Annotated in this window: 23 protein-coding genes and 1 tRNA gene; 11 read left to right on the top strand and 13 right to left on the bottom strand. The window is 70.9% G+C overall.

Going from position 1 to position 23,058, the window contains the following annotated elements; genetic code table 11:
• The first annotated feature begins 119 nt into the window (after window positions 1–119).
• From ABD709_RS08215 to ABD709_RS08200, 4 genes are read left to right on the top strand one after another with little or no spacing between them, the layout of a single operon-like run.
• Window positions 120–1,172 (top strand): sulfate ABC transporter substrate-binding protein, encoded by a 1,053-nt coding sequence (locus tag ABD709_RS08215; protein ID WP_344774180.1) that lies wholly within the window; start codon window positions 120–122, stop codon window positions 1,170–1,172.
• A gap of 2 nt (window positions 1,173–1,174) precedes the next feature.
• Window positions 1,175–2,023, top strand: a complete 849-nt coding sequence (gene cysT / locus ABD709_RS08210; RefSeq protein ID WP_344774178.1) for a sulfate ABC transporter permease subunit CysT — start codon at window positions 1,175–1,177, stop codon at window positions 2,021–2,023.
• Window positions 2,016–2,828, top strand: coding sequence for a sulfate ABC transporter permease (locus tag ABD709_RS08205; protein ID WP_344774176.1), 813 nt, complete (start codon window positions 2,016–2,018; stop codon window positions 2,826–2,828). Before cysT ends, ABD709_RS08205 begins: the two co-directional genes overlap by 8 nt.
• Window positions 2,825–3,856 carry a sulfate/molybdate ABC transporter ATP-binding protein gene (locus tag ABD709_RS08200; protein ID WP_344774174.1) on the top strand — a complete coding sequence of 344 codons (1,032 nt, stop codon included), beginning with the start codon at window positions 2,825–2,827 and terminating at the stop codon, window positions 3,854–3,856. Before ABD709_RS08205 ends, ABD709_RS08200 begins: the two co-directional genes overlap by 4 nt.
• Before the next feature lie 102 nt (window positions 3,857–3,958).
• On the opposite strand, the gene ABD709_RS08195 is transcribed toward ABD709_RS08200, so the two are convergent.
• Window positions 3,959–6,817, bottom strand: a complete 2,859-nt coding sequence (locus tag ABD709_RS08195) for a hypothetical protein (protein WP_344774172.1) — start codon at window positions 6,815–6,817, stop codon at window positions 3,959–3,961.
• Between the two features lie 184 nt (window positions 6,818–7,001).
• Window positions 7,002–8,753 (bottom strand): hydroxysqualene dehydroxylase, encoded by a 1,752-nt coding sequence (locus tag ABD709_RS08190; RefSeq protein ID WP_344774170.1) that lies wholly within the window; start codon window positions 8,751–8,753, stop codon window positions 7,002–7,004.
• 121 nt (window positions 8,754–8,874) lie between these two features.
• On the opposite strand from ABD709_RS08190, the gene ABD709_RS08185 reads away from it, so the two are divergent.
• Window positions 8,875–9,507, top strand: a complete 633-nt coding sequence (locus ABD709_RS08185; RefSeq protein WP_344774168.1) for a TetR/AcrR family transcriptional regulator — start codon at window positions 8,875–8,877, stop codon at window positions 9,505–9,507.
• Between the two features lie 2 nt (window positions 9,508–9,509).
• Here the strand turns inward: ABD709_RS08185 and ABD709_RS08180 are convergent, their stop codons facing one another.
• The gene (locus tag ABD709_RS08180; RefSeq protein ID WP_344774166.1) at window positions 9,510–9,632 is read right to left on the bottom strand and encodes a hypothetical protein; all 123 of its coding nucleotides are present in this window, start codon (window positions 9,630–9,632) and stop codon (window positions 9,510–9,512) included.
• Window positions 9,633–9,719: 87 nt separating this feature from the next.
• Complete coding sequence (locus ABD709_RS08175) at window positions 9,720–10,196, bottom strand: SRPBCC domain-containing protein (protein ID WP_344774164.1); 477 nt, start codon at window positions 10,194–10,196, stop codon at window positions 9,720–9,722.
• Between the two features lie 17 nt (window positions 10,197–10,213).
• On the opposite strand from ABD709_RS08175, the gene ABD709_RS08170 reads away from it, so the two are divergent.
• On the top strand, window positions 10,214–10,837 hold the full coding sequence (locus tag ABD709_RS08170; RefSeq protein WP_344774162.1) for a TMEM165/GDT1 family protein: 624 nt from the start codon (window positions 10,214–10,216) through the stop codon (window positions 10,835–10,837).
• Here ABD709_RS08170 and ABD709_RS08165 read toward each other — a convergent pair whose 3' ends face one another.
• Entirely contained in the window at window positions 10,838–11,158 is a 321-nt protein-coding gene (locus ABD709_RS08165) for a nucleotidyltransferase family protein (RefSeq protein WP_344774160.1), read from the bottom strand. It abuts the gene before it with no gap.
• An 89-nt stretch (window positions 11,159–11,247) separates the two neighbouring features.
• Window positions 11,248–11,739: a YajQ family cyclic di-GMP-binding protein gene (locus ABD709_RS08160; RefSeq protein WP_344774158.1), complete on the bottom strand. Its 492-nt coding sequence runs from the start codon at window positions 11,737–11,739 to the stop codon at window positions 11,248–11,250.
• A 38-nt stretch (window positions 11,740–11,777) separates the two neighbouring features.
• Here ABD709_RS08160 and ABD709_RS08155 point away from each other — a divergent pair, with 38 nt between their 5' ends.
• Window positions 11,778–12,197: a globin domain-containing protein gene (locus ABD709_RS08155; RefSeq protein ID WP_344774156.1), complete on the top strand. Its 420-nt coding sequence runs from the start codon at window positions 11,778–11,780 to the stop codon at window positions 12,195–12,197.
• A gap of 90 nt (window positions 12,198–12,287) precedes the next feature.
• A tRNA-Tyr gene (locus ABD709_RS08150) sits at window positions 12,288–12,369 on the top strand.
• A gap of 67 nt (window positions 12,370–12,436) precedes the next feature.
• Here the strand turns inward: ABD709_RS08150 and ABD709_RS08145 are convergent.
• Window positions 12,437–13,054, bottom strand: a complete 618-nt coding sequence (locus ABD709_RS08145; protein WP_344774154.1) for a hypothetical protein — start codon at window positions 13,052–13,054, stop codon at window positions 12,437–12,439.
• Between the two features lie 241 nt (window positions 13,055–13,295).
• On the opposite strand from ABD709_RS08145, the gene ABD709_RS08140 reads away from it, so the two are divergent.
• A complete protein-coding gene (locus ABD709_RS08140; RefSeq protein ID WP_344774152.1) occupies window positions 13,296–15,218 on the top strand; it encodes a hypothetical protein in 1,923 nt (640 codons plus the stop codon).
• Between the two features lie 88 nt (window positions 15,219–15,306).
• On the opposite strand, the gene ABD709_RS08135 is transcribed toward ABD709_RS08140, so the two are convergent.
• Window positions 15,307–16,059, bottom strand: a complete 753-nt coding sequence (locus ABD709_RS08135) for a response regulator (protein WP_344774150.1) — start codon at window positions 16,057–16,059, stop codon at window positions 15,307–15,309.
• The gene (locus ABD709_RS08130) at window positions 16,056–18,032 is read right to left on the bottom strand and encodes a PAS domain S-box protein (protein ID WP_344774148.1); all 1,977 of its coding nucleotides are present in this window, start codon (window positions 18,030–18,032) and stop codon (window positions 16,056–16,058) included. The genes ABD709_RS08135 and ABD709_RS08130 overlap by 4 nt, the downstream gene beginning before the upstream one ends.
• A gap of 143 nt (window positions 18,033–18,175) precedes the next feature.
• Between ABD709_RS08130 and ABD709_RS08125 the strand changes: the two genes are divergently transcribed.
• Complete coding sequence (locus tag ABD709_RS08125) at window positions 18,176–19,324, top strand: PP2C family protein-serine/threonine phosphatase (RefSeq protein WP_344774146.1); 1,149 nt, start codon at window positions 18,176–18,178, stop codon at window positions 19,322–19,324.
• 4 nt (window positions 19,325–19,328) lie between these two features.
• Here ABD709_RS08125 and ABD709_RS08120 read toward each other — a convergent pair whose 3' ends face one another.
• The 3 genes from ABD709_RS08120 to ABD709_RS08110 all read right to left on the bottom strand — a co-directional run bounded on the left by ABD709_RS08120 (window position 19,329) and on the right by ABD709_RS08110 (window position 21,046).
• Window positions 19,329–19,637 (bottom strand): STAS domain-containing protein, encoded by a 309-nt coding sequence (locus ABD709_RS08120; protein ID WP_344774144.1) that lies wholly within the window; start codon window positions 19,635–19,637, stop codon window positions 19,329–19,331.
• A 20-nt stretch (window positions 19,638–19,657) separates the two neighbouring features.
• Window positions 19,658–20,125: a nitroreductase family deazaflavin-dependent oxidoreductase gene (locus ABD709_RS08115; protein ID WP_344774142.1), complete on the bottom strand. Its 468-nt coding sequence runs from the start codon at window positions 20,123–20,125 to the stop codon at window positions 19,658–19,660.
• A 75-nt stretch (window positions 20,126–20,200) separates the two neighbouring features.
• Window positions 20,201–21,046: a DUF2189 domain-containing protein gene (locus ABD709_RS08110; RefSeq protein WP_344774140.1), complete on the bottom strand. Its 846-nt coding sequence runs from the start codon at window positions 21,044–21,046 to the stop codon at window positions 20,201–20,203.
• Between the two features lie 342 nt (window positions 21,047–21,388).
• On the opposite strand from ABD709_RS08110, the gene ABD709_RS08105 reads away from it, so the two are divergent.
• Window positions 21,389–22,351, top strand: a complete 963-nt coding sequence (locus ABD709_RS08105) for a pirin family protein (protein ID WP_344774138.1) — start codon at window positions 21,389–21,391, stop codon at window positions 22,349–22,351.
• Here the strand turns inward: ABD709_RS08105 and ABD709_RS08100 are convergent, their stop codons facing one another.
• Window positions 22,352–22,975 (bottom strand): TetR/AcrR family transcriptional regulator, encoded by a 624-nt coding sequence (locus ABD709_RS08100; protein ID WP_344774136.1) that lies wholly within the window; start codon window positions 22,973–22,975, stop codon window positions 22,352–22,354.
• Between the last annotated feature and the right edge of the window lie 83 nt (window positions 22,976–23,058).

The following is a 23,058-nucleotide window of genomic DNA, read 5'->3' as shown; positions in this document are numbered from 1 at the left end:
TCGGTCACCCGACCCGCCGAACTTCGTCAACTTGCTTCTTCAATCCAGTAAAGACTAGTAATCTACCCGAGATTAGTCAGTGGGTGCCGCTTGAGGTTGCCCCGAACAAGGAGCTAGGGATGAAGAAGACGATCAAGGCTGCGGTCGTAGGTCTGACCGGGGTGCTGGCCTTGACCGCCTGCACATCGGCAGGTGGCGCCAGCAGCGACAGCGCCTCGACCATCAACGTGGTCGGGTTCTCGGTGCTGGAGACGGCCAACAAGGCGGAGTTCTCGGCCTTCCAGGACACCGACCCGGGCAAGGACGTCGAGTTCGCGCCGTCGTACGGCGCCTCGGGCGACCAGAGCCGCGCCGTCGAGGCCGGTGCGGACGCGGACGTCGTCCACTTCTCGCTCGAGACCGACATGACCCGACTGGTCGACGACGACCTCGTCGCCGACGACTGGAACTCCGGCCCGACCAAGGGCATCGCGACCTCCTCGGTGATCGCGTTCGTGGTGCGGAGCGGCAACCCCAAGAACATCACCTCGTGGGACGACCTGGTGAAGCCAGGCGTCACCGTCGTCGCGGCGAACCCCGGCTCCTCCGGCGCGGCGCGCTGGTCGATGCTCGGCGCGTGGGCACACGTCGTCGGTGCCGGCGGCAGCGAGGACGACGCCAAGCACTTCGTCTCCAAGCTCCTCTCCAACACGCCCGTGCTCCCGGCCAGCGGCCGCGACGCGACGTCGGCGTTCCTCGAGGGTGACCAGGACGTGCTGATCACCTACGAGAACGAGGCGATCCTCGCCAAGCAGAGCGGCTCGGACATCGACTACGTCCTGCCGGACGACAACCTGCTGATCGAGAACCCGGCGGCGGTCACCAAGGACGCGCCGCAGGCGGCGTCGGACTTCCTCGACTTCATGGAGAGCGCGCCGGGCCAGGAGATCTACGCCAAGTACGGCTTCCGTCCGGTCGAGGGCATCGACGGCGTGACCGTCCCCGAGGTGGAGGGCGCCAACGACCCGAGCGACCCGTTCCCGGCGCCGCAGACGCTCTACACCATCGAGAAGGACTTCGGCGGCTGGTCGAAGGCCGCCGACGAGTTCTTCGCCGACGGCGAGGACGGCGAGCCGCTCGGCATCATCACCGACCTGATCGCCAAGTCCGGCTCGGACGCCCAGGAAGACTGAGCGTGACGGCATCCGCCCTCGATGCCCCGGCCCGTCCTGCGCTTCGGCGCAGGGCGGGCCGCGGCACGACCCTGACCCCCGGCTCCTCGCTGGCGCTCGGCATCGCGATCGTCTGGTTCAGCCTCCTCGTGCTGATCCCGCTGTCCGCGGTCGTCGTCAGTGCGAGCGACCGGGGTTGGTCGGGTTACGTGCACACGCTCACGAACCCGCAGACCATGGCTGCCGTCCGGCTCACCGTCGGCCAGTCCCTCCTCGTGACCCTGGTGAACGTCGTGATGGGCACGCTCATCGCCTGGGTCCTGGTCCGCGACCGGTTCTTCGGCAAGCGGGTGCTGGACGTCGTCATCGACATCCCGTTCGCCCTGCCGACGATCGTCGCCGGCCTGGTCCTGCTCGGCCTGTACGGCGACCACAGCCCCATCGGCCTGCACTGGGCCTACACCCGCAACGCGGTCACGCTCGCCCTCGCGTTCGTGACGCTCCCGTTCGTGGTCCGGACGGTGCAGCCCGTGCTCGAGGAGCTCGACCACGACGTCGAGGAGGCCGCCGCGTCGCTCGGCGCGAACCGCCTGACCGTCTTCCGCCGGGTGATCCTGCCCAGCCTGACGCCGGCGATCGCCGCAGGTGCGGCGCTGTCGTTCGCCCGGGCGATCGCGGAGTACGGCTCGCTGGTGCTCCTCAGCGGCAACAAGCCGTTCCACACCGAGGTCGTGTCGGTCCGGGTGCTCACCCACATCGAGAACGGCAGCCCCGCGTCCGCGGCGGCCGTCGCGAGCCTGATGCTGATCGTCGCCCTGGTCGTGATCGTGGCGCTCGACATCCTCCAGAGGCGGGTGAGCTCGCGTGCTTGAGACACCTACCTGGCTGAAGTGGCTGCTGCGACTGGTGGCCGTCGGCTACGTCTTCTTCCTGGTCGGCTGGCCGGTCGAGACGATCGTGAAGTCCGCGTTCGCGGACGGTCCCGGTGTCGTGCTCGACCAGTTCTCGGACCCCGAGGTCGTCCACGCGCTCGTGCTGACCGGCCAGATCGCGGTCCAGGCGGTGCTGATCAACCTGGTGTTCGGGGTGACGATCTCGCTGCTGCTGGTCCGCTACGAGTTCCCCGGCAAGCGGGTGCTGTCGGCGTTGATCGACCTTCCGATGTCGGTCTCGCCGGTCGTCGTCGGTCTGTCCCTGCTGCTCGTCTACAACGGCCGGACCGGCTGGTTCGGGCCGACCCTGGAGAGCTGGGGCCTGAAGATCATCTTCAGCGGCACCGGCATGATCATGGCCACCTGCTTCGTGGCGCTCCCTCTCGTCATCCGCGAGGTCGTGCCGGTCCTCGCCGAGGTCGGGGACGAGCAGGAGCAGGCGGCCCGCAGCCTCGGCGCGAACTTCCGGCAGACGTTCTGGCGGATCACCCTCCCGAGCATCAAGTGGGCGGTCGTCTACGGCGTCGTGCTGAGCCTCGCGCGCAGCCTCGGCGAGTTCGGCGCGGTGAAGGTCGTGTCCGGCAACGTCATCAACCAGACCCAGACGGCGACCCTGCTGGTCGAGTCGCGCTACGAGAGCTTCGACCAGCCCGCGGCGTACTCGATCGCGTTCGTGCTGGCCTTCGTCAGCGTGCTCTGCATCGTCGTCGTCTCTCTCCTCCGACCGAAAGCGAGTCACTCATGAGCATCGAAGTCACCGGTGTCACCAAGAAGTACGGCGACTTCGTCGCGCTCGACGACGTCAACGTCTCCCTGCCGACCGGACAGCTGACCGCCCTGCTCGGGCCGTCCGGCGGCGGGAAGTCCACCCTGCTGCGGATCATCGCGGGCCTCGAGACCGCCGACTCGGGGTCGGTGGCCATCGAGGGCACCGACGCGACGAAGCTGCCCCCGCAGAAGCGGAACGTCGGATTCGTGTTCCAGCACTACGCCGTGTTCAAGCACATGACGGTCGCGAAGAACGTCGCGTTCGGTCTCGAGATCCGCAGGACCCCCAAGCCGGAGGTCCGGCGCAAGGTCGAGGAGCTGCTCGACCTGGTGCACCTCTCGCAGTTCGGCCACCGGCTTCCGTCGCAGCTGTCCGGCGGGCAGCGGCAGCGGATGGCGCTCGCCCGGGCGCTGGCGGTGGAGCCGAGCGTGCTCCTGCTCGACGAGCCGTTCGGCGCGCTCGACGCCAAGGTCCGCAAGGAGCTCCGCGACTGGCTGCGCCGGCTCCACGACGAGGTGCACGTGACCACCGTCTTCGTGACCCACGACCAGGAGGAGGCCATGGAGGTCTCCGACGAGATCGTCGTCATCAACGAGGGCCGGGTCGAGCAGGTCGGCACGCCCGACCAGCTCTACGACGAGCCGGCGAACGACTTCGTCATGGGCTTCCTCGGCGACGTCACCCGGCTCGGCCCGATCCAGCTCCGGCCGCACGACATCGAGGTCGCGGTCACGCCGGTCCACGCCGGCGCGCTGCCCGGTGTGGTCACCCGGATGCTGCGGGTCGGGTTCGAGGTGCGGCTGACCGTCGAGCCGGACCGGTCCGCCCAGGGCTGGAGCCAGCTGGGCGACGAGGTCCACGCGACCACGGGCCCGGAGCCGGTGTCGGTGGTGCTCACGCGGACCCACGCCCGGTCGCTCGGCATCGACACGGGCTCGCGGGTCTGGCTGACCCCCGCCGCCGGCGCCACCACCGTCCCCTCGATGGTGGCCGCCGCCGTCTGACTCGTCGAATCGACCCGCCGGCTGTCGAACCAACCTCGAGAGGCTGTCGATTCGACCTCCGGCGGGTCGTAGAGGAGGCTCCGACGTCCTAGCGTGCGCGGACTAGCGGATCCGCGTGGCGCGCGACGCCGTGACCTGAGCGTTCCGATAGCCCTCGGGTGCGACGACGTCGATGCGGACCGAGGCCTTCTTGCCTCGGTAGGCCACGACCAGCTTGAGGGTCCGGCCGGCGCCGGCGGATCCCTTGACCCGCTCGCCGTCCAGGAACCATCGGTAGCCATAGCGCTCCGGGGTCGGGCTCCAAGCGCCGGGCCGCGCGGTCAGGGTCCGGCCGACCCGCAGCTTGCCGCCGATCGAGGCGGCGGTCTGCTGCTCCAAGGGCAGGTCGGTCGCACCGGGCAGGCGGGAAGCGTCGGTGAGGCCCATGCCCTGGCAGGTGCTCTCCGAGGTGAGGCGGTAGTCGTGGGCCGCGGCGTCGACGAAGGTCGGAGGCTGGTTCTCGGTCACGTCGTCGAGGACGAGATTGCCGGTGCCCCCGGCGTCGAAGAGGTGCCCGGGGCGCAGGGTGTTGGACAGGCAGGAGTGCACGATCTCGTTGCCGGCGCCGTCGTTGTCTGCCCCCGGGAAGTTGCCCACGACATCGTTGCTGTCGCTCGGGTTGGGGTCGGTCGGGTCGTCGAAGTCGAGGCGCGCGTCGGCGATGAGGCTGTTCCGGATCTGGTTGCCCTCCGAGCGCTCGGCAGCTGAGCTGGAGCCGACGTTGAGGTTGGACCCGTTGGCGTAGAGCACGATGTGGTCGATCAGGGCGTCGTCGACGTCGGGGTAGAGCTGGAGCCCGCGGGCGTCGTTGTGGTCGAGGACCGAGTTGTAGACGACCGCACCCCAGAGGTCGTCCGGAGTGCCCGTGTCGGGTCCGTCGGCGACGTACTGCAGGTAAGCACCGTGGGCACCGCCGACATCCTGCGGATCGTTGGTGTGGGTGGTGCCGCAGTCGTGGATCCGGCTGTCGATGAGCACGAAGTCGTGAGCGACCTGACCGTCGCCCGCACCGACGCCGAGACAGATGTTGCGCGTCCACGAGATGTCGACGCCGTCGAGCATGACGCGGTCGCCGTTGACTTGAAGCAGGTTGCCGCCACCGGCGTCCGGAGAGCCGCGGAGGTTGATGTCCTTGAGGATCAGGTCGCTCTGGTCACCTCCCACCAGGAACTTCGTGGGCGCCAGCACCGTGGCCCGGGCGCCGAGCGTCTCCGGGCGGATGATCTTGGGTGCACCCGCGGAGCCGCCGCTCATGATGCCGCTGCCTCCCTCCGGTGTGACGATCTTCTTCTCGTCGGCGAGGCAGCCCGTCTCTCCCGGCAGGAGCACGGCCGTCAGCGCGTGGAGGCTCAGCACGGGTCTCGCTCGCGTGCCGGGGTTGTCGTCGCTGCCGCCGGGCGCGGCGTAACGCCTGCACGGCTGGATGGGCACCTCGGGAGCGGCCGCCGGTCGCACGTAGTCGTCGGTGGTCGGCGGACCTGCGGTCAGCGCGAGCCCCACCACGTCCTTGATCCCGGCGCTGCTGGGCGAGTGGTAGGCGTGCAGGGCGTACTGGGCGGTGGTCCCCTCGATCGTGTCCGGCTTGGCCGTGACCGTCAGTAGAAGGGTGCGCGAGTCTCCGACGGGTACGTCGGGCAGGACGAACCAGCCGTCGTCGTGCACCTGAGAGGTGACATCGGCACCCGCGTAGTGCCAGGTGTAGTCGAAGGCCGTGTCGCTTCCCGCGCGGGCGTCGGCAAGCCCGAAGGTGTCGGTGGCGGCACCGGCGTTGGTGACACGAACGTCGAAGTCGCGGCTCGATCCGGCCGGGACGGTCGCGGTCACGGTCTGGCCGGCGCCGTAGGTGCCAGCCCCGACGAATTCACCGCCGACGGGGCGGATCGCGGCGTCCGGCTGGAAGGTCGTAGTGGGGGCGTCGGAGGAGGTGATGGTGGTGTTCGCGGTAGTCAGCGCCTGGGGCTGGTAGTCGTAGCGGCACGCCGACGCGCAGCTGCCGCTCGCCTGCAGGGCATAGGACCCCTCCGGCACGGTGACGCTCACCGGCCGCCAGGTGGGCCCGATGGTGGTCGTCGTCGGGCGCCCCGGTCCCGGCGGGTTCCAGGCGAGGTCGAGAGGCTCGGTCGCGCGCGGGACGGGGAGCCCGACGATGTCGGTTGCCGCCACGTACAGCGAGGCGGCCTGGTCTGCGACGACGGCCACCTGGGTCTGGTGGGTGCCACCAGCGGTCGCTGAGACCGCGATCCCGGCCGGCCAGTTCAGGGGGGTGGGCGCCCCGGAGTCCGTGGCGAGGTGCCAGCGACCCAGCGGCCCGTGCCACTCCACGGAGCTCTCGGGCAGGGCGGCCACAGCAGGGTCGTAGCGGTAGGTCACCTGGCGGGTCCCGAGGACGCCGCCGCCGGGAGCCGTGCTGGTGAGCGTGAAGGTGCCGGCCACCGGGCTGTGCGGGGCGGCGACGAACGCTGGGCGATCGATGGTCATCAACGGGCCGAAAGTGCCATCGGGCCAGAGCCTGAAGTAGCTCCAAGCGTTGGCCCCGTCGTGGTCGAACCTCAGGCGCGCCACCACCGGGCCACCGACGCTGGTCGCGAGGGGAATGCCGCCGGCTGCGTCGTACTCGACCGGTGCCCCGTTGCTGCTGCCGTGGGACGTGCGCTCGCTCTGCGGGACGACGTAGGTCTGGTCGCCGACGGTGATTCCGCTGAAGAGCAGGGACGTCGCGTTCTCGGTGACGGCGGCATTGGCCTGCCGGTCCTCCAGCCACGTCTTGTAGTTGTCGGTCGCCGGGTCGACGAAGCCGAGAACGACGGCCGCGGACGCTGGTTGCGCGCCCACGGCGGTGAGCGTCGTCGTGGCCGCGACGGCGAGCACGGCCAGGAGTCGCAGGACGCGGCCCAGCGGGAGGGAGCTGACCGGAACATTCACGACGCACCTCGCGGCGGCAGTCAGGCGGACTACACAGGTCACTGCAGAGTAGGAAGTCTCGACGTCAGCCGTGGGGAAAGCGAACAAACTCCCTGAAGTGAGGCCGCTCGCCGGCTCTCGCCCGCCCCTTCGATTCGACGTCGACAGACCTTCGATTCAACGGCGACAGACCTTCGATTCGACCTCAGCCGAGGTCGAGGGCGTTCCGCAGGCCGGCGCGGTAGAGCTGGCGGTCGACCTGCTTGAGCGGCTCGAACTCGGGCGGGTCGTAGAGCTTGTACTTCGTCGCGGGCGTGGCCTTCGAGCCCGACTCGGCCAGGATCGTGTTGACCGCCTCGCGGGCGGACTCGTTCGCGCCCTCCATGGTCGCGAGGTCGATGTCGGTCTGCACGTAGTCGCCGCTGAGCACCAGGTTGGGCAGCTTGGTCCGGGCGGTCGGTCGGTTGCGCCAGGAGCCGACGGTGTTGACCAGCAGCGGGGTGGCGTTGGAGTTGCGCCGACGGCGCGGGTGCCACTGGACGCCCGGGTCGAGGAACCACGAGTGCACGATGCCGTCGGGCAGCTGGTCGCCGGCCGTGTGGTGGGTCCGGACCTGGTGCAGCACCTCGCGGGCGATCTCGGGCCGGGTGCACTCCTTGGCCGGCTTCTTCACCAGCAGGCCGGGAGCGTCCCAGTTGGAGACGTCGACGGACAGGATGTCGGCCACCTCGCCGTCGCCGTAGTCCGCCGGGATGTCCCGCCCCGACCAGAACTGCCCCTGGGTCAGACCGGTCAGTGCCCACGGCGAGTCCAGGAACGAGATGTGGCCGCGCGTGATGTCGGGCGACTCCCGCAGGAAGTACTGGATGCCGACCATCCAGTCGACGAACAGCTCGTCGATCTTCCGCAGGTGCGGGTCGTGGCGGTACACGGCGTCGGTCAGGGTCTCCCGCGCGCGTTCGGCGGGCATCGCGCTGACGAACCAGTCCGCCTCCACGCGCGTACGCCGACCTGCCGCGTCGCGCAGCCACGCCCCGGTGACGCGGCCTCCCGCGACGTCGTACCGCACCAGCCGCTGGCCGCTGACGAACCGGACGCCCAGCCCGCGCAGGTAGCGCAGCCACGGGTCGATCCACGCCTCGTTGGTCGGGAGGTCGAGCACCCGGTCGAGGGTCCCGTCGTTGCCCCGGCCCATCGCCGTGTAGACGAATGCCTCGCCCATGTTGCCGATCGTGCGGGTGCTGGCGATCTTCTCCTTGGCCGCGACGAGGCTGCGGGTCAGCCCGGCCGCGAGCACCCGCTGGTAGGCCTCGGAGTGCTGGCCGGCCTTGATGAAGTCCCACCAGCTGACGTCGTCCCACTCGCCGTCGCGGCGCTCGTCGCAGCTGGTGAGGAACACCAGCAGGCGCTCGACGAAGTAGGCGAGCTCCTGGGGCGGTACGCCGGACCCGCTGAGGTTGTCGGCGAGGAAGCGGCGCAGGTAGTCGACGCTGAGCAGCTGGGTCGGGTCGGGGCCGATGCCGAAGATGAAGGCATCGGCGTGGTCGCCGGCCCGCAGGAACTTCGTGCCGGACGCCTGGACGTCGATCAGGTGGTCGCCGACGGTGCCCTTGCCGAACGGGATCCGGCGCATGGTGTCCGGCACGTGGTGGTAGAAGCCCGGGAAGAACCGGAAGCCGTGCTCGCCGGGGAGGTCGTCCCGGCCGCCGGTCGCGGTGCCGGGGACCGGGATGCTGCGGGCCTTGCCACCCCACGCGCTCGGCTCGTAGACCGTGACTCGGAAGCCGCGCTCCGCCAGCTCGTGGGCCGCGGCGAGTCCGCCCATGCCGCCGCCGAGGACGGCGACGCTGCGTCCCGGCCGTGCCGCGAAGGCGGGCGCGGCGAAGCCTGCGGTGGCGACGGCCCCGGCCGCCAGCGAGGTGGTCAGCAAGGTCCGGCGATCGATCAAGGCCCCCATGCGGCACTCCTTTCAACCGACACCCGTGTCGGTTAACGCTCGATCGGGAGTCTTGCGGCAGGCGCCGCGCAGGTCAAGGGCCGTGATTGACAACCGACGTGGCTGTCGGTTGTGTGGTGGCATGACCCAGGTCGAGACCGGATCCGCGCCCCGGAGGCGGCTGTCGGCCGCCGCGCGGCGGCAGCGGATCGAGTCCGCCGCGGTCGAGGTCTTCGCGGAGCGCGGCTACGACGCCACCACGCTGGGCGAGATCGCAACGGCGGCCGGTGTGGCGCGGAGCGTGCTCTACGACCACTTCCCCGACAAGCGCCGGCTCTACCTGCACGTGCTCGGCACCGAGAGCAACGCGATGCTCGCCCAGGTCGCCGACGGCATCACCGGCGCAGGCGACGGCCGCGACCGGATGCACGCCACGATCGCCGCCTACCTCGCCTACACGCGGGACCGGCCCGCCGGCAGGCGGTTGCTGGTCGACCCGGTGCCTTCCGGCGATCCCGAGCTCGACCAGGTGATCCGCGGCTACCGCGACGCCCGGGCCCAGGTCGTCACCACCCTGCTGGCTCCCGACCTCGCGCGCGCCGGCATCGCGGGCGCGGCCGTCCCCGTCGTCGTCGAGCTCCTCATCGCGGGGGTCGACGGCGTCGCTCGCTGGTCGGCCGACCACCCGGCGGCGGACCAGGACGAGGTGGTCGGGTCGGTGCTCCGGCTGCTGTGGCAGGGACTGCCGCGGTACGCCGACCCGGGCGAGCGCTGAGCTCAGCCCGAGAAGTTCGGCGCCCAGGGAGCGCCGTCGACCCCGATCCGCTCGATCGCGGCAGCTGCGGCCGCCGCGAACGGAAGCAGGGCGTCGCCCTCGATGTCGGGAACGATCGCCGGCATGGCCCCGCTCGCGCCTAGCCAGGCCGACGCCGCTGCCGGATGGCCCATGAGGAGGGTCGGGGGTGGCCGTCCGGGACTAGATCTCCCTCAGCTGCCGGCGAGCTCCTCCGCCCGCCGCTTCAGCCCCTCGGCGTGCCGCCGGAAGCCGTCGGCCACCCGTGCCGGCCCCGCCAGCCGGACCAGCGGCCCGGAGAACTCCTCGACCGTGTCGTACGTCGTCGGCCCGTCAGGCGGCCGGGTCAGGCGCTGGTGCCGCACGCCGCGGACCAGGCCGAGCCGGGACGGCAGTCCGTCGTAGACGTAGGACAGGCACGCGGTCGCCGTACCGTCCCCGCCCGCGGACGGCGGCTCGATCGCGGTGATGCGCTCCGGCGACCGGGTCCGCTTCCCGTTCGCCCACACCACGTGCAGCACGATCGGGTTGCCGACCTGGGCCGGCTGCGCGGTGTCGGCGCGCTCGACGAACGGGTTCCACTCGCCGTAGGACGCGGTGTCGAGCATGACCTGCCAGACCACCTCGATGGGAGCGTCGATCACCACCGATGCGGAGGGGTTCTGGTCCATGGGGAACACTTTCGCGCATGTTGGATCTCGGCGTCACCGCGATCGTGTTCGGCCTCATCTTCGTAGGTGAGCTGCCGGACAAGTCCGCGATCGCGACCCTGGTCCTGAGCACCCGGTTCCCGTGGAAGTGGGTGTTCGTCGGCGTCGCGACGGCGTTCCTCGTCCACGTCGTCATCGCCGTCGCAGCGGGCTCGCTCATCACCCTGCTGCCGCACGACGTCGTCGAGATCGTGGTCACGGTGCTGTTCCTGGTCGGCGCCGTGCTGATCTGGCGCGAGGGGATGGAGACCGAGGAGGAGCGGGAGGCCGAGGAGGAGCACGAGCTCGAGGACGAGCTCGCCGGGGTGCCCACCACCGCCGGCTTCGGCCGGGTGGCCTCGCTCGGCTTCGCCACGATCTTCGTCGCCGAGTGGGGCGACCTGACCCAGATCATGACCGCCAACCTGGCAGCCAAGTACGACCATCCGGTCTCGGTCGCCGTCGGCGCGGCGCTCGGCCTCTGGAGCGTCGCGCTGCTCGCCATCCTCGGCGGCAACGCCCTGCTGCGGGTGCTGCCGATGCAGTGGATCTGTCGCGTCGCGGCGGTGGTGATGCTCGGGCTGGCGATCTACACCGGGCTCGGCGTCGCCGGCGTCATCTGATCACAGCGGTACGGCGTCCGCCGCGATCAGGTCGAGGGTGCGCGGGGTCAGCTCGCGCGCGGCGAACAGGTCGACCGAGCACTCCAGCAGCTCGCCCAGGGTGCGGTGCAGGGTCAGGCTGGCCAGCAGGCTGACCGGCCGGTCCTCGAGGTAGACGAGGTCGATGTCGGAGCCCTCGGTGTCGGTGCCGCGCGCGACCGAGCCGAACACGTGCACGTCGCGACCGCCGTACGCCCGCACCAGATCGATCACCCGCGCCCGGTGCCGCATCAGCGCCTCGGCGCGCGGCCCGTCGCCGGCGAAGGCCTCGTGCTCCACCACCCGTGTTCGCTTCCCGCCCATGACCAGTCATCGAGCGAGCGCGCTCTTGGTCACGGCGATCGGGACCAGGGTCCCGGAAAGACAGGACCTCAGCGGTAGTTGGTGAACTGCACCGCGAAGTCGTAGTCCTGCGCCTTCACCAGCGCGATCACGGTCTGCAGGTCGTCGCGCTTCTTCGACGACACCCGCAGCTCGTCGCCCTGCACCTGGGCCTTGACGCCCTTGGGCCCCTCGTCGCGGATCAGCTTGCTGATCTTCTTGGCGTCCTCGGAGGTGATGCCCTCCTTGAGGTTGATCGAGATCTTCGAGACCTGGCCGGACTGGCGCGGTTCGGAGGCGTCGAGGATCTTCAGCGACTGGTTGCGCTTGATCAGCTTGTCCTGGAAGACGCTGAGCACCGCGCTCGCGCGGTCGTCGGCCGAGGCCTCGATCTCGATCGCGTGCTCGCCCTTCCACTCGATCTTCGCCCCGGTGCCCTTGAAGTCGAAGCGGGTCGCGACCTCGCGCGCCGCCTGCCCGAGTGCGTTGTCGACCTCCTGGCGGTCGATCTTGCTGACGATGTCGAAGGAGGAGTCGGCCATGGCGACCATTGTGCCGCCTCCTGTGCGACGCTGGCGCGGTGACCAGCCTGTACGACGACGTCGGCGGCTTCGACGTGCTCCTCGCGCTGTGTTGCCGCTGGCACGACCTCTGCCTCGCCGACCCGGTCGCAGCGCACCCCTTCGAGCACCCCGGGCACCCGCAGCACAACGAGCGGCTCGCCGCCTACCTCGCCGAGGCCCTCGGCGGTCCGGCCCTGTTCACCGGCGGGTACGGCGACGAGACCTACGTCCAGCGGCTGCACGCCGGCAACGGCGAGCACGTCGAGCTCGACGAGGCCTGCCTGACGCTGTTCGACCGGGCCGTCGAGGAGTCCGGGATCGACCCGGAGGCCGGGCGCCGGCTGTCGTCGTACTTCCGGCGCGCGACCGAGGCCCAGCGCGCGTACGCCGACGGTCCCCACCTGGTCCCGGACGACCTGCCGTTCAACCGGGCCTGAGGACGCGCTCCCGGTTAGGCCGCCCCGGTCGCCTGCGCTATCGTTTCCGATCGTCCTCAGGGGCCGTAAGGCGCCGGGTGACGACCCCCTGGCAGGTTGCCCGAGCGGCCAAAGGGAGCTGACTGTAAATCAGCCGGCATTGCCTACAGTGGTTCGAATCCACTACCTGCCACGGCACGGAAACCGCCTCTGGCCTGCAGCGCAGGTCAGGGGCGGTTCTGCGTACGGCGTGGCACGGCTCAGCGGTAGACCAGGACCCGATCGGTGTCGTCGTCGAAGGCGACCACGCCGGCGTCGACGCCCCAGATCTCCGGGTCGCTGACGTCCAGCGCGACCGTGTACTCCTCGCCCGCGCTGCTGACGGCGAGCTCGGTGCCGGAGACCGTGTAGGCCTCGTCGTGGTGGTCGACCGGGATGCCGGCGTCGTCGTCGGCGACGGGGCAGCGCTCGTCGTCAGGACCCACCTCGTCGACGACCGTGCCGTCCGTCGTCGAGAGCAGGACCGCGTCGTCGTCCCCGCACACCAGCACCTGGTCGTCCCCGACCATCGCCAGGAGGGCCGCGCCGTAGATCCCGCCGTAATCCCACGCGACCTCGCCGTCCTCGTCGTAGGCCACCACATCGGTCCCCTCGTCGATCTCCCAGGAGGTCGAGAGCACCGTCACGCCACCGACGGCGACGGCGTCGGTCGGCGACCAGTCCGACTCGAGCTGGACCGTCCACGCCAGCGCCGCGTCCCTCGCGACCGGGGCGACCGGGGCCGGCCCCGTGTCACGTCGAGGATCGGAGTCGTCGCCGCAGGCGGCGAGGGCGACCAGCAGCGCGGGCAGGGACAGCAGCCGGAGCGACGGGGGCATGCCGGATTCTGTCCCCGTCGGGCGGCCCCGTGATGCGCAGTTCCGGACGGAATCATCCGCAGGGATGACGAGGATCGCCCGCTTCGCGGACGAGCTGCACCGGCCTAGACCGATCGGCGATGGTGGAACAGGTTTCAACGAACCTCGTAACGGCTCGATTCTGACATCGTTCGACGGCTGAATCCCTCGGGGGTTTCCTCGCCCAGCTCTCCGGCGAGCCGACCGACCGAGGAGTACTGCCTTGCACCTCTCGTCCTGGCGCGCGAAGCGCCGTACGCCCGCGCGCGTAGCCCTGCTGACCATGTCCGCAGTGGTCGTCTCGATGGTCGGGGTGGTCGCCACGTCGACCCCTGCGACGTCCGTGACCACCGTGACGCCCGTCGAGGCGGGGAATCCCCCCGTCGTCCGTGACGGCAGCGTGACCATCAAGGTCGACGTCGCCGCCCTGAACTACTTCCGCTCGAACGCCTCGGCCGCGTTCTCCGCGACCACCGCGGGGAGCGCGCTGGTGACCAGCACGGTCTGCCGGGGCGACAACCCGGCCGGCACGAACGCCTCGCCGCGCACGATCGTCACCGTCACCGACCCGACCGGCGCCACCGTGGTCGACCAGACCAGCCCGGTGCGCAACATCAGCCTGTCGGGCGCGTTCCAGAGCCCCCCGGACCAGCCGCTGAACCCGCAGCCCGCGCCGTCGAACACCAACTACCGCGGTGACATCTCCGGCAACGCCTACCACGGCATGTCGATCGCGCTGGACCTGACGGGTCGGCCCGCCGGCACCTACACCGTCACGACGGCCAACAAGAACACCGTCAAGACGGGAACGACCGGCGCCTGCCAGTTCGGCTCCCCGGGCCCGAGCGGCACGGTCGTCGCCGGCCCCGTCGTCGAGACCCACACCTTCGTGTACCGCCCGTGGCAGAAGACCTTCACCGACGTGCTCGGCCACGGCAAGGTGCAGGCGAACATCACGCCCGCCGAGGTCGCGGTGCGCGTCGACGGCAGCTCGTCGCCCGTTCTCACCGGGCGCCAGAAGTTCTACGCGCTCGACGCCACGGACTTCGCGCTGCCCTCGGACCCGGAGGCGTGTGCTACCGACCCGAGCAGCTGCGTGCCCGCGTCTGCTCGGCCCTGCAACCCCGACGCCGGCTGCACGCCGCGACTGATGGTCGTCAACCAGCCCACCACCCGGGTCGACGGCAAGGTCAACCGGCTGCAGGGCATCTTCGACCTCGACACCAACGCGTTCATCGCGCTGGCCGCGGTCGACGGCCACCAGCGGACCCTGATGTCGCTCGGGCCGAACGACGCCTACTACCACTCCATCCTCGACAAGCTGAGCACCAGCCTCGCAGCGAAGAACATCGACCTCCCGTCGATCCTCGCGACCCAGGTGGAGCTCAGCGGAAACGGCAGCACGACCAGCCTCAGCCTGCTCAACGGGCTCCAGGTCGACCCCACGGGTCGCAGCGGTGGCGTGCAGATCCGCACCCAGGGCACCGTCCAGGCCGGCGTGCTGCTGGACATCTACAGCCACCTGCGGCTGTCGGGTCCGGCCTGCGTCACCAACGTCGGGTCGTCGGCGAACGGGGACCGGCGGTACACGCCCAACGAGGACGCCGGGTACACGGTGACGACCTCGGACTTCGTCCCGTCGGTGCCCGCAGCGGGGCCGCTGGCCGCGCTCGTCGGTGGTCCGGTGTTCAACATCACCGGCGACTTCGTCGGCGCCACCTCGCCGCTGATCGACACGGCCTCGGCCGTGATCGGCCTCGACACCGCCGCCGACGAGCCGAACGGCTACCCGGTGTGGGTCGAGCCGTTCGTCAGCAGCCCGACGCACGTGGCCAACCCGAAGCGGATGGACTACCTCGGCACGGCGACGTGGTCGGCGAGCGAGAAGCCGGTCATCGCCGGGGTCGGCTGCCTGTCGGTCGACTTCATGCTCGGTACCGGCGTGGCGATCTTCGACAACCCGCTGGGCGTCGGCTTCGACGACCTCATGGACCCGATCAGCCACCCGAACGCGCAGGTGCGCACGGTGATGTCCGCGGTGGACAGTGCGGCCGGTACGGCGATCGACGACGCGAGCGCCAACCCGGTGGTCGCGGACGTCCTGTCGCAGGTGGTGGGCTCGCTCCCGCTGTCGGCGCTTCCGTGATCCGGCGGCGGGACATCCCGCTGCCCCGGTGACCAGCAGGCAAGGGCCCCCGCCGACCGCGGGGGCCCTTGCTCGCGCAGGCGTCCTTCTACGCGCCGGTCCGCGAGAGCTCGGACCAGACGACCTTGAGCCCGTCGCGGTCGCTGTCCACGCCCCACGACACCGACAGCGCGGCGACCATCATCAGTCCGCGTCCGGACTCGCCGCCGGGGGTCGGTGGCAGCGGCTCGGGTGTGCCCGGGCCCCGGTCGGCTACCTCGATCCGCACGGACTGGGTCGTGAGGGAGAGCCGCACCTGGTAGTCGGAGCGCGCGTGCAGCACGGCGTTGGCCGCAAGCTCGGTGACGACGACCGCGGCCTCGTCGACCACGCTGTCCACGCCCCAGTCGCTGAGCGTCCGCATGACGAAGTGCCGCGCGTCGCGCATGCTGGCGAGGTCCTCCGGCAGCGCGAGCACCGCCTCGGTCTCGGCGTCGGCGCGGACGATCGACTCGAGCAGATCGACCAGGTAGTCGATGTCGGCGTCCTTGAGCACGTAGCCCTCCGCTCGTTCTTCGTACCAGGTGCGGTCGGCGGGGTCGACGCCGGAGAAGATCACGATCTTCGCGTCGGGTTGCCCCTCGTGGACGTGGGTGAGGACGTCGCGGCCGGTGATGTCCGGGAGACCGAGGTCGAGCACGACGATGTCGGGTGCGAGCTCCTGGACCAGGGTCGCTGCCGCGACCCCGCGGCTGGCCTCACCGACGACCTCGAACCCGCCGCGGAGCTCGAGCGCGCGACGTACGAGCGTGCGGACCTCCGGCACGTCGTCGACGAGCAGCACGCGGGCGCCTGCGGTCATGGTGTCCTCTTCTCGGTGGCGCCGGCGGACGCCAGCGGCAGGGTGATGACGAACGCTCCGTCGTCGGGGAGGTAGTTCGCGTCGCCGCCGTGAGCGCGTGCGAGTGCGCGGACGATGTAGAGGCCGAGGCCGGTGCCGCCCTCGCTGCTGGTCGCGAACCGCTCGAAGAGGCGGTCGCGCATGGCATCGGTCACGCCGGCGCCGCTGTCGGTGACCAGGATGTCGACGGTGACGTGGTGGGGCCTGGCCTCGACGACGACGGGCGCCGCGCCGTGCCGCAGGGCGTTGTCGAGCAGGTTCTCGACCATCTGGGCGAACCGGTCCGGGTCGGCGACGACGGTCAGGTCCGGTGGCACGCGGAGCTCGATGTCCTCGCCGGGGCGGGCGCGGCCGATCGACCGGGCGATCCGCTCGAGGGCCCCCGCGAGGTCGACGTCGGACTGCTTCAGCTCGATCGAGCTGCTGCGGATCCGCGACGCCGTCAACAGGTCCTTGAGAAGTCGCTGCAGCCGCGCGGCGCTCGACGTCATCCCGTCGAGCAGCTCGACCCGCTCCTCGTCGGGGAGGTCCGGCCAGTGGCGCCGGAGCAGCTCGGCCGAGCCGCCGAGGACGCCGACGGGCGACCGCAGCTCGTGAGCGGTCACGCCGAGGAACTGCGACTGGTCCTCGGCGGCGTGCGACAGCTGCTGGTTGACCTCCTCGAGCGCGGCGTTCGCCTGGGCGAGTGCCCGGGCGGCCTGCTCCTGCTCGAGCAGCCACTGCCGTCGCTCGGTGATGTCGCGGGTGACCTTCGCGAAGCCGATCAGCTCGCCGGTCGCGTCCCTCACCGCGGTGATCGTCACCTGCGCCCAGAACGTCGACCCGTCCTTGCGGACCCGCCAGCCCTCCTCCTCGTAGTGGCCGTCGCGGATCGCGAGCTCGAGCTCGTGCTCGGGGTGCCGCTCGAGCTGCTTCTCCTCGGGGTAGAAGTTGCGGAAGTGCTTGCCGACGATCTCGTCGGCGGTCCAGCCCTTGATCCGCTGGGCGCCGGCGTTCCAGCTCGCGATGTGGCCGTCGGGGTCGAGCATGAAGATGGCGTAGTCCTGGACGGTCTCGACGAGCAACCGGAACCGTTGCTCGCTGAGGCGCAGCTCCTCCTCCACCTCCCGCTGGGCGCTGACGTCCTGGACCTGGAGGAACAGGTAGACGGGACGCTGAGCCGCGTCCCGCACGGAGGAGATCGTCGACAGGAGGCGGCGGTCGCCCAGGCGGGTGACCACCCGGTGCTCGATCTGCAGCACGTCGCGGTCGCCGCTGACGACCTTCGCCAGGGCATCGCCCACGAGCCCGGCGTCCTCGCCCGCCAGGTCGGCGTACGACTCCGCGACCAGCTCGTCGGCGTCGCGCGCGACGAGTCGGCCGAAGCTGGGGTTCGCCCGCACGATCCGGCCGGAGAGGGTCATCGTCGCCATGCCGATGGCCGCGTCCTCGAACACCTCGCGGAACCGCTCGAGGTGCTCCTTGAGCACGGGCTCGACCGCCGCCGCGCGCCGGTCGTCGGGTGCGGACAGCTGGACCGTCCGGTCCTCTCCGGGGAGGAGCGAGAGCAGGTCGTCGGCGAGCGTCTCCAGCGGGGTGGACTTCTCGAAGAAGGCCGCAGCGCCGAGCTCGAGGGTCTGGTCGGCGAGCCCGGTCTCCTCGAACCCGCTGTACATCGCGACCCGGGTGTCCGGCGACGACGCCCGCACCTTCGGCAGGGCCTCGAGACCGTCCATGCCGGGCATCGAGACGTCGAGGAGCATCAGGTCGGGCCGCAGCCGTCCGGCGAGCTCGATCGCGTCCCGCCCGGTCGACCCCTCGCCGACGACGGTCACCTTGCGGGACAGCCGGAGCCGGGTGCGCACGAGCGTGCGCACCTCCACCGCGTCGTCGACGATGACGACGGTCGGCAGATCGGTGGGCTCGGTCTTCCCGTGGTGGGCATCGGGCGCCATTCGCCATCCCTTCCGCGCCGAATGCTCCGACGCAGACAGGAAGGTAACCGAATGCGGCGATTCGAAGCGTGTCGCTCGTCATAGAATCGCGGCGCGGGGGCGGTGTGGGGCCGGCCGAGGCGATGACCGATGCCGGAGGAGCGATGCGCGAGGTACGGCCCGAGCAGGAGTTCAGCGCCGACCTCATGAACGCCGCGCGACGGATGGCCCGGATCGGCAGCTGGTCCTACGACCTCGTCGGCGAGGAGCTGCGGGTCTCCCCGGAGTTCTCGCGGATCGTCGGCCGGGACCTCGCCGAGCTCGCAGGCCTGGGCTACCCGGCCTTCCTTTCCCGGCTGGTGGACCCGGAGGAGGCCGAGCTCGTCCGGTCCGTGCTCGACGAGGCGACCGCCGGGGACGAGATCGAGCTCGAGGTGCGGATGCGCCGGCCCGACGGAACCGCGTTCCACGCGGCGGTTCGCGGGGAGGCGGCCGCACGGGCGGCGGGTGGGGTCGTCGTGCACGGCTGGCTGCAGGACATCACCGATCGTCGCCTCGCCGACGAGACGCTCGCACGTGCCCACGCGACGGCCGAGGTCGCCGCCCGCGAGCACCAGATCGCGGCCGAGCTCCAGGACAGCCTGCTGCCGCCGTCGTCGTTCGAGGTCGACCACCTGCGGATCGCCACCCTCTACCGGCCCGGCCAGGTCGGAACCGAGGTGGGCGGCGACTGGTACGACGTGATCTCACTTGCCGACGGCCGCACCGCCCTGGTGATCGGCGACGTGATGGGCCACGGCATCCACGCCGCCGTCGTGATGGGACAGCTGCGGACGGCGGTCCGCGCCTACGCCCGGATCGGGATGCCGGCCCACGTGGTGATGGAGTCCGTCGACCGCCTGATGCTCGACCTCTTCCCGGACCAGATCGCGACGTGCCTGTACGCCGAGTTCGACCCGAGGTCCCTGGTCGTGCGCATGGTGACGGCGGGCCACGTGCCCCCGATCGTCCGCGAGCCCAGCGGCACCACCCGGCGCCTGGAGCTCACCACGCACCCGCCGTTCGGCCTGGGCCGTCCCTTCGCGGAGCCCGCGGAGGCGACGCTGCGGCCGGGCGACGTGCTCGTGCTCTACACCGACGGGCTCGTCGAGCGGCGGGACCGCGACGTCGAGATGGGCATCGCCGCCCTCCGCGACACGGTCGGCCGGCTGACCGGTCCGCTCACGACCCTGCCCGGGCAGCTGACCGCGGAGATGCTTCCCCACGGTCCCGAGGACGACGTCGCGCTCCTCCTCGCGGAGGTCGCGACCTGAGGTCTCAGCGCTCGCGGAAGGGGAGGCCGCAGATGTTGAGCACCCGCTGCACGATCGTGTCGCGCTTGGCGACCAGCTCGATCGTGGCGCCGTTCTCCTCGGCCTGACGCATCGCCACGGCCAGGACGCCGACGCCGGCGCTCGGCAGCAGGTCCACCTCGCCGAGGTCGACGGCGAGGTCCTCCTTGTGGCCGTCGGAGTACTTGCCGATCGCCTCGCGCAGGGGCACGCCGGAGAGCTCGTCGACCGATCCGGTCACGAACAGCGTCCGGCTCTCGTCGTCGAACTCGAAGGTCAGCACGCTGTCGTCCATGGCGGCAGATTAGTAAAGGCTCACGCCGGGGTCAGCAGGAACACCGGGATGAGACGGTCGGTGCGCTCGGCGTACATCGCGTAATTGGGCCAGGTCACGTTCATGACGTCCCACGCCCTGGCCCGCTCCTCGCCCTCGAGCTCGCGCCACACGACGGTCTGCTCGCGGCCGCGGTAGCGGACCTTGGCGGTCTCGGCCGCGCGCAGGTTCGTCGCCCACGCCGGCAGCTTCGGTCCGCCGAAGTAGGAGCCCGCGATCAGGTACCCGCCCTGGTGCGGCACGCAGAGCAGCGGCGTGGTGCGTGGGATGCCCGACTTGCGGCCCGGGACCGTGAGCATCAGGTTCGGCAGGCCCGCGACGTCGAGGATGCTCACCCGGCCCCTGCTCAGCTGCTGGAGCTTGGTGTCGGTCCACGTGATCTGCGGCAGCAGCTTCGGCATCCAGGAGAAGGAACCGATCCGTACGGCGAGTGGCGTGAGGAGGCCCATGGCGCGGAGCGTACCGAGAAGCGAACGGGGCGCCACCCGCGCGGGTGGCGCCCCGTCGAGGAGCTGAGGAGGTGGTCAGGCCGCGACCGGCTGGCCGTTCAGCTTCTTGTAGGTGTAGGCCGAGCCGAGCAGGGCCACCGGGAAGGCGACCAGGAGGCCGACGCCGCAGATGGCCTCGCCGACCGCGGTGATGACCAGGGCGAGCAGGGCCCAGACGCCGGCACGGCCGAAGTCCTTGGTGATCATGTTGGCGCTGGCCTTGAGGGCGTCGATCGCACCCATGTTCTTGTCGACGATGAAGAACAGCGCGTAGGAGCCCAGGAAGGCCAGGATCACGCCGGGGAACACGCACAGCAGGTAGCCGACGGCGTAGATCAGGCCGAGCAGGATCACCTGGCCGAGGTTCTGGAACTTGAAGACCTCCGCCGCCTTGAACGGACGGCCCTCGGTCACACCGAGCGCGCCGCGGGTCATGCCGACCTGGATCACGGTGATGAAGAGGAACAGGACGCCCAGGAGGAGGAAGGTCAGGCCGAACTGGACGATCCAGGGCAGGCCGCCCGAGGTGTCGCAGCTGTAGTTGAAGTCGTTGTCGTAGCCGCAGCTGACGTCGCTGGACGACACGGCCGTGATGACGATGTAGGCGATGACGTAGACGACGACCCCCGCGAAGATCGCGAGCGCCGCGATGATCAGCTGGGCCACGTTCTGCTGGAACTTCGCCCAGCCGTAGCTGAACGCCGAGCCGATGTCCCAGGGCTGGTCACCCGGGGTCGGCGGGGTGCCGTAGCCACCTGGCGGGGGGGTCTGGTAGCCACCGGCCGGCGGGGGTACCTGGCCGGCGGGCGGAGGCACCTGCCCGGGAGGAGGCGGCGGCTGATTGCCGAAGTTCGGCGGGGGAGGCGGCTGGTTTCCCGACATGGGATCCTCTTTCTCGACGCAGGGGTGTAGGTGCTCCGAGGCGCACACCACCTTCAGGTGGCCACAATCTAGACCTTCCTGCCCCTGCCGGGAGGGGGGAAACCCCGCACATCTCCGTTTCTCCTCCGTTTGGATGACCGCAGGTCAGACGGGGTTCGGTCCCGGATTCGCTCGTGGTCGAGGCTGTGTTTCTGCCCCAGGTCGCGACGTACGCCCGCGGTGGCGCAGAGGCGGGCCGGCGGGTGGTGGGGTAACTCGGCGCGGCGCCCACGGCCCGACCGCCGGGCGGAGCGGCCGACGGGGAAGCGGACACCGGCCCGCGGGCGGAGGGAAGATGGAGCCATGAGCAACCCGGAGGCGCGCCCGGACGAGGTCGTCTGCTCCGCCGCACCCGCTGACGAGGTCGAGATCATGACGCCGCGCGAGGTGCCGCTCGGCGGCCCGCGGGCGATGACCGTACGCCGGACGCTGCCCCAGCGGCACCGGTCGCTGATCGGGGCGTGGTGCTTCCTGGACCACTACGGCCCGGACCCGGTGGTCGACAGCGGCGGCATGTCCGTCGCGCCGCACCCGCACACCGGGCTGCAGACCGTCAGCTGGCTGTTCACCGGCGAGATCGAGCACCGCGACAGCGCGGGCAACCAGGCGCTGGTCGTGCCCGGCGAGGTGAACCTGATGACCGCAGGGCACGGGATCAGCCACTCCGAGATCTCGACGCCCGGCACGAGCACGCTGCACGGCGCCCAGCTCTGGGTCGCCCTGCCGGACGCCGACCGCGAGACCGCTCCGGGGTTCGAGCACCATGCGCCGGACCCGGTCTCCGGCGACGGCTGGCGGGCGCTGGTGTTCCTCGGGTCGCTGCTGGGGAGCACGTCGCCGGTCACCACGTTCACCCCGTTGCTCGGCGCGGAGGTCGTGCTCGACCCCGGCGCGAGCCTGCCCGTGGCCGTGGACCCGTCCTACGAGCACGGGGTGCTGGTGGACCTCGGGTCCCTCACCGTCTGCGGCACCGACGTCGCCACCAGCGAGCTCGCCTACGTGCCGCCCGGCACCGGCACCCTGCAGCTGGTCGCCGGCGACGACGGCGCGCGGGTCCTCGTTCTCGGCGGGCCGCCCTTCGGCGAGGCGATCGTGATGTGGTGGAACTTCGTCGGCCGCAGCCACGAGGAGATCGAGGTCTACCGCAAGGCCTGGCAGGACCAGGTCGGTGAGCGCCGGGACGGCCGGTTCGGTGTCGTGCCCGGCGAGCTGCCCTGGATCCCGGCGCCGCCGTTGCCGAACGCGCGGCTGCGCGAGCGCCGCTGATCAGTCCTCGCGCAGGCCCCGCTCGACGACGTCGACTGCGGCCTCCCCGGCGGCCAGCAGTCGCTCCGCGAACGCCGCGTCGACCCGGCCCTCGGCCGCCGCGAGCTGCACCTCGCGCACCATGCCTCGGGTGACGCCCACCAGCGCCGCCGCGGCGGCCCACGCCCGTAGGTCGCCGACCCCCAGCTCTCGGTCGAGCAGCGTGCGAAGCTGCTCGGTGGCGCGGTCGGCCTCGAGCCGCTCGCGGGCCTGGAGGCTCGGGCTCGCGTGGACGATGGGCGCGACCCGGGAGAGCGTCTCGAGCGCGGGGGAGTCCGGATCGGCGAGCACGCCCCGCGGCTGCAGCACGTGCGCGCGGAACGCGGCCACCACCGACGTACCGGCCGGCCGGCCGCGCACCGCGTCGATCACGCTCGCGTTGAACGCCGCCATCCCGTCGTAGACCAGGTCCTCCTTGGCCGGGAAGTAGTTGAAGACCGTCGCCGGCGAGACGTCCGCTGCTGCCGCGATGTCGGCCACCGGCACGCTCTCGAACCCGCGTTCCGCGAAGAGCGCGATCGCCACGTCGGTGATGCGCTGGCGGGTCGCCTGCTTCTTCCGCTCACGAAGCCCGGGCTGGGTCATGCCGACAGCATAGCCTTGACTTTTGTGCGACTACAAACTTAGTGTCACTCTAAGGTTCGACCGGATCAACAACAACGAGGTGA

Origin of the sequence: Nocardioides panacisoli (genome assembly GCF_039537325.1) — a bacterium.
In the GTDB taxonomy this organism is placed as follows: domain Bacteria; phylum Actinomycetota; class Actinomycetes; order Propionibacteriales; family Nocardioidaceae; genus Nocardioides; species Nocardioides panacisoli.
This window is presented reverse-complemented; position numbering and strand designations above follow the sequence as displayed.